The sequence below is a fragment of the Kitasatospora sp. NPDC001175 genome (assembly GCF_053598215.1).
This window is the reverse complement of sequence record NZ_JBSFJU010000152.1, coordinates 1-5,398: the sequence shown is the minus strand read 5'-3', so window position 1 is coordinate 5,398 and position 5,398 is coordinate 1. Positions and strand designations below refer to the sequence as shown.

Below are 5,398 nucleotides of genomic sequence, written 5' to 3'. Positions count from 1 at the left end.
CAGCAGCCTCGGCTACCGCAGTCCCGCCGAATACGAGACCGTCCTGGCGGCCTGACCACCACACCAACGGTGTCCGTCAAAGCGGAGCAAGCTCACTGGGGAACTAAGTCGGCCTGGCGTGCCTCGGAGGGCAGGATGACGGGATGGCTTATCTGCTGTGGGACGAACAGGTCGCGTGGCTGCTCGATCCGACTGGTGGGGGCTGCCTCCCCGCCCGGCTCGACGCCGCGCGTTTCTTCCAGCGGAGTTCATACCGACGTTCCGGCCAGACCGGGGATCGGTTCGGGCCAGCTCCGGGCAATCGCGGCTCCCGGACGACGGGACGGTGCTTACCGTCGACAGGACTGTTGGCGCCCGTTGTCGTCAGCCCGCATCGCGTGAAACGTCGAGGTAGGGAGTCCGCACCGTGCCGTCCTTGCTGCACTACGAGATCGTGACGAATCCGACATCGCTCCGAGCGTCGCTCACGGACGAACCGTCCCTGGGGACGATGTACGTGATCGTCTCCAACACCCACCAGTCCCCGGTGGAGTGGGACTACATCGATGTGGCCATGCCACTGCTCGCCCTGTCCTCGAACCTGACGGACGATCCCTCGGCGGTCACCGCGAGCATCGAGCGGACGTACCAGAACGCGCACGACGACGCGCTGGAGTTCGCGTGGGACAGCGGCAACGACTGCTTCCGGGCGCAGCTCTCCCGCACGCAGGTTCACACGCGCGGGAACGCGCTCCTGGACGCCCACGGGGCGCTGGTGCTGAAGCTGGAGAACATCCCGGTCTCCGAGGGCGCGGGCCTGAGCTTGCTGGAGATCCGCGAGCGGGCCGGCGGCGGCGACGACAACGTCTCCATGCGGCACGACCACTACACCACCCACCTCGGCCTGGCGAAGCAGACGCCGCGGGTCCCGCGCAACTTCCGTCCGCAGAAGTCCTTGCTGAACGGTGACGCGAACGAGCCGCTCGTGCTCCAGTGGGACGGGCCCAACGACCTCGATTACGCGATCCTCGACCAGACGGGGGCCGAGGTCCACCGCGAACCGGCGGTGCGGGGCGCGGCTCCGGCCCACCAGGAGTACTCCTGGAGCACCTCCGCCCCGAAGCGCGGCACCACCTACACCCTAGTCGCGAAGGCGCCCGGCGCCGGGCAGCAGCGCGGGTACTTCCTCACCACCACCGTCCATGCAGTCGTCCCCGAGTTCGAGAGCGGGACGCGCACCCCGTGGGTGGAGGGGACGGCGAACAGGGGCCGGGTCACCTTCGCCACGGACGGCGTGGAGGTCCGCGACCCGAAGGGGGACCTGGGCAGGGTGAGAGCCGACAAGGCCGACGTGGACAACGTCACCACCCGTCTGGTCCAGGGGCGCACCGACAGCGCCGGCTGGATCACCTTCCCGGACCGCGGCGTCAACGTCTACCACGGCCACGACAGCACTCCGGGCATCCTCACGGCCGCCCAGGTCGACGCGGAGGGCCTCAACACCAAGTGGGTGGGCAGCCGCGAGGCCGGCCAGGGCTGGATCGAGTTCACCCAGCCCGGCGCCACCCTCCACAAGGACGCCGGGCAGGAGCTCGGCGCCCTCACCGCCGACAAGGTCGACGTCAACGGCCTGAACACCACCTGGGTGGGCGATCGCGACGGCGGCAAGGGCTGGGTGGAGTTCCCGCAGTCCGGCATCAACGTCCGCAAGGACGGCGGCCAGGCCTGGGGCAACGTCGCCGCCGACAAGGCCGACCTCAACGGCATCAACACCAAGTGGGTCCAGGGCCGCGGTACCGGGGACGGCTGGATCGAGTTCCCCACCGAAGGCGTCCGCGTCCTGCGCGACGGTGGTCACGACCTCGGCGCCGTCACCGCCGACAAGGCGAACCTGAACGAGCTGCACACGGTCGAGGCCCGGGTCTCCGGCGAGGCGCACGTGCAAGGGCTGCTGACCGTGGGCGGCGGGATGAAGCTCAGCCACGACGGTGAGCGGATGTTCGTCACCCTGCCGGACCGGATCATCTTCTACGGGATCAACGAGTTCAAGAAGTGGGTGAGCCTGGAGCGGGGCATGGCGGTCTCCTTCCAGACCGGCGGCGTCTCGATGACCAAGGAGAACGGGGTGCTGTTCAGGGGCAGCGACGTCCAGATCCAGCAGGGGCAGCTCTCCATCTCCACCGGCAACCCGCCACAGGTGCGGTTCCTGTAGCGAGTGTTCGACGGCCCGCCCCGTGCAGGGACACTGCGCGGGGCGGGCCGTCCGCTGCGCGGCTGGCCGGACCCGGCGCCCGCCGAGAAGCGCTCCAGGCCGCGCATGCCCGCCGCGTTGGAGGAAACGCGGCGGCCGGGCCCGGCCTTCCTGTCCGCGCCCGGGGAAGTGCCGGGAATCGGGTGTGCTATTTCACGAGTCGTCAACTGTCGCTCTGTGGACCGGTGAGGTTCTTGGTGAGCCACTCCAGGGCCATCGGGATCAGCTTCTCGAAGTCCACGGTCTTGTGCCTGCCGCCGGGCTGCTCGTAGTACTCGACGGTGGTCGGGGGAACGGCCTTGGCGACCCAGCCCTTGACCACGTTGACCTCGTAGGAGACGCCGCCGGCGGCGGTAGCGAGCATCTTGACGTCGGCTTTGCTGGTGGCGATCAGCTTGTCGGAGCCGTTGGCGGCCTGCTCGGCCTCGTGGCCCTTCCAGAGCAAGGAGTCCGCCTTGAAGTCGCCGTCGATCGGTACGGCAGCCTTGTAGATGTCGGGGTGCTGCATGGCCAGCTTGGCGCTGCAGTCCGCACCGCTGGAGGCGCCCATCAGGCCCCAGCTGTCGGGGCCCTTGAGGGTACGGAAGTTGGCGCGGACGAAGTCCGGGATGTCCTGGGACAGCCAGGTGCCCATCCTGGGCTGGCCAGGTATGTCGGAGCAGTCCAGGGACCGGTGCTCGTCGGCCGTCAGGTTCTGCACCGGCATGATCATGATGAAGGGGTGCGCCTTCTGCTCCTGGACGAGCTGGGTGTCGATCTCCTGGATCGGCAGCTGGTTGTCCGTCCAGGTGTTGTAGCCGTTGCTCTGACCGCCTGCGTAGAGGGTGAGCACGGGGAAGCCGAACTTGGCGTACTTCGGGTCACTGTACTGCGGCGGCAGCCAGACCCAGACCTGGGCGGAGACGCCGGACTTCTTACCCGCCAGGGTGGTCATCATGATCGGCCCGGCCTTGGTGTCACGGGACTTCTTCAGGTCGGTGGTCGGACCGGTCGGCATCACGACCTTGGAGTCCTTCGTCGGCGCGCTGCTCGCCGCGGCGGATGGGGTGGACGGGGTGCCCGCCGCCGTGTTGTCGCCCACCTTGGGATCGGCGGCCGGCCTGCTGCCGCTACTGCAGGCCGCCATTGTGGCGGACAGTGCGAGCGCGGTGATACCGACCAGGACCGCACGGGTGCGGGTGGGCTGCGACTGTGGCTGCTGCATGGTGAAAATCTCCGATCGATATCACGCCCGGCCGGACGGAACCGGGCAGTGGTCCCGCGTGAGGCCACTGAGGAGGTCGCGAGCAGTGTTCCGGCGTACCGGCGGCGGGCTGCCGGGGATGCGCTCCTCCCAACCTCAGGACGGCGCCGTCAGCGGGGCGGGATGATCCCGGTCAGCCACTTGAAGGTCGGGACGACCAGCGGCTTCCAGGTCGATGTCAGGTGCGCGCCGGTGGTCTCGAACGGAGTGACGGTGGTCGGGCTCTTCGCCGCCTGCTGGAGGACGGTCGCGTCCTCCAGTCCGTCGCCCCGCTTGCCGGTCACGTAGAGCGCGACGTTCGGCGGGGTCGGGGCGTGGGTGAGGATGTAGAGCGGATTGGCGCTCTCGCGCAGCTTCGGGTCCTTGGCGGTCAGTGAGGCCGGTTCGCCGGCCGGGTCGTTGTAGCCGGACATGCTGATCGCGGCGCGGTACCGGTTCGGGTGGGCGAGCGCGAGGCGCAGGGCGCAATGCGCGCCGGCCGAGTAACCGGACAGGGCCCAGTGGTCCGCCGTGGTGTCGGCCCGGAAGTTGTCCACGATCATCTGCGGGACGTCCCGCGAGAGCCAGGTCTCGGCGTTGACCTTGCCCGGGACGTCGGCGCACCCGGTGTCGGTGTTGCCGAGGATGGTGACGCGCGGTGCGACCAGGATGAACGGCGTCACCTGGCCGGACTTCATCAGCGGTTCGAGCTGCTTCGTCGCCTCCATCGCATCGCCGAACCAGGCGCTGGACGATCCGGGGAACCCGACGAGCAGCTCGACCACCGGGAAGGTCTTGTCCTTGTAGGCCGGGTCGTCGTACTGCGGCGGGGTCCAGACCAGCACCTCGCCGTCGACTCCCGAGAGCCGGCCCTTGAGGTCGGCCTGCTTCACGCTCCTGGGCACCGCGTCCGAGTCGGGTGCGTGGAAGGCCTGCGGCACCTTCGGCGCGGGGGTACCGGACGGGCCGGCGGGGGCGGCATGCCGGTCGCCGGCCAGGCCCTCGTCCTTCGGGGGCACGGGCACGGCCCGGACGTGGCTGGAGTTGCCCAGCAGGTCGCCCCAGCTGTCGTAGAGCTGGTTCTCGTTGTTGACGATCACGAAGACCATGGCCACGGCGGTGAACTGACAGAGGAGCACTGTGCCGAGGTACGAGAGTGCGCGCAGCGGCGTGCGCCGTCGTTGCACGGTCCGTGCCGGCCCGAAGAGGGCTCCTCTGCCCAGCCATTGCGCCATGGCCAGCGCTATGGAGGCCGCGAACAGGGCGACGGTGAGGACGAGGAAGGGAGTACCGGTCAGGTTCATTGCGTTCGTGCCTTGTTTCTGTGCCGTCCGGGCCCGTGTGCCCGGTCTCATGGGGGACAGCTTGGAACAGCCGTTCGATTGCCCTTTTCTGGGAGTTTCCTGGGAGCTGTCGAGGGCGGCGGTTCGATCGTGCGCCCCCGTGCGCGGTGGGGCGCTCCCACGACCCGGACATCGCCGAGGTCGCCTTGGCGGCACTGACCGAAGACCGCCACAGCGGCCGGGTCTACGACCTGACCGGCCCACGGGCGATCAGCTTCGGCGAAGCGGCCGACCTCATCCCCCGCGCCACCGGCCGCACGATCCGTCACGTCGACATCACCCCGGAGGCCTTCGTCGAGCGACAGGTCACCGCCGGCGTCGCACCCGACATCGCCCGACTGCTCACCGGCCTCCTGGTGAACGTGGGCCACGGCGCGGTCGGCGACGGAGTGGAGCAGGCCCTCGGCCGCCCAACCAGGTCGTTCGAGGCATTCGTCACCAAGGCCGCCGCCGCAGGCCACTGGGGCTGAGCCCCGTCCCAACGATCGATCACCGAGCAGACCCGGGCTCGCGGTGGCGGCGCCCCGGCGCCGACGATCACGTAGCTACGTCGCATTGCGAGGGCGTCCACGTGCGCGAGCTGGGACTCCTCGTCCAAGTCGT

4 protein-coding genes are annotated in these 5,398 nt (G+C 69.3%); 2 read left to right on the top strand and 2 right to left on the bottom strand.

Annotation, left to right across the window (positions count from 1 at the left end; genetic code table 11):
* The first annotated feature begins 406 nt into the window (after positions 1-406).
* Positions 407-2,191: a hypothetical protein gene (locus tag ACWDAK_RS40405; RefSeq protein WP_427396274.1), complete on the top strand. Its 1,785-nt coding sequence runs from the start codon at positions 407-409 to the stop codon at positions 2,189-2,191.
* 202 nt (positions 2,192-2,393) lie between these two features.
* On the opposite strand, the gene ACWDAK_RS40400 is transcribed toward ACWDAK_RS40405, so the two are convergent.
* Together ACWDAK_RS40400 and ACWDAK_RS40395 are read right to left on the bottom strand one after the other, a co-directional pair.
* Positions 2,394-3,434: an alpha/beta hydrolase gene (locus ACWDAK_RS40400; RefSeq protein ID WP_427396273.1), complete on the bottom strand. Its 1,041-nt coding sequence runs from the start codon at positions 3,432-3,434 to the stop codon at positions 2,394-2,396.
* A 149-nt stretch (positions 3,435-3,583) separates the two neighbouring features.
* Positions 3,584-4,756 carry an alpha/beta hydrolase gene (locus tag ACWDAK_RS40395; RefSeq protein ID WP_427396272.1) on the bottom strand — a complete coding sequence of 391 codons (1,173 nt, stop codon included), beginning with the start codon at positions 4,754-4,756 and terminating at the stop codon, positions 3,584-3,586.
* 146 nt (positions 4,757-4,902) lie between these two features.
* On the opposite strand from ACWDAK_RS40395, the gene ACWDAK_RS40390 reads away from it, so the two are divergent.
* Positions 4,903-5,265, top strand: coding sequence for a Rossmann-fold NAD(P)-binding domain-containing protein (locus tag ACWDAK_RS40390; protein ID WP_427396271.1), 363 nt, complete (start codon positions 4,903-4,905; stop codon positions 5,263-5,265).
* Positions 5,266-5,398: the final 133 nt, after the last annotated feature.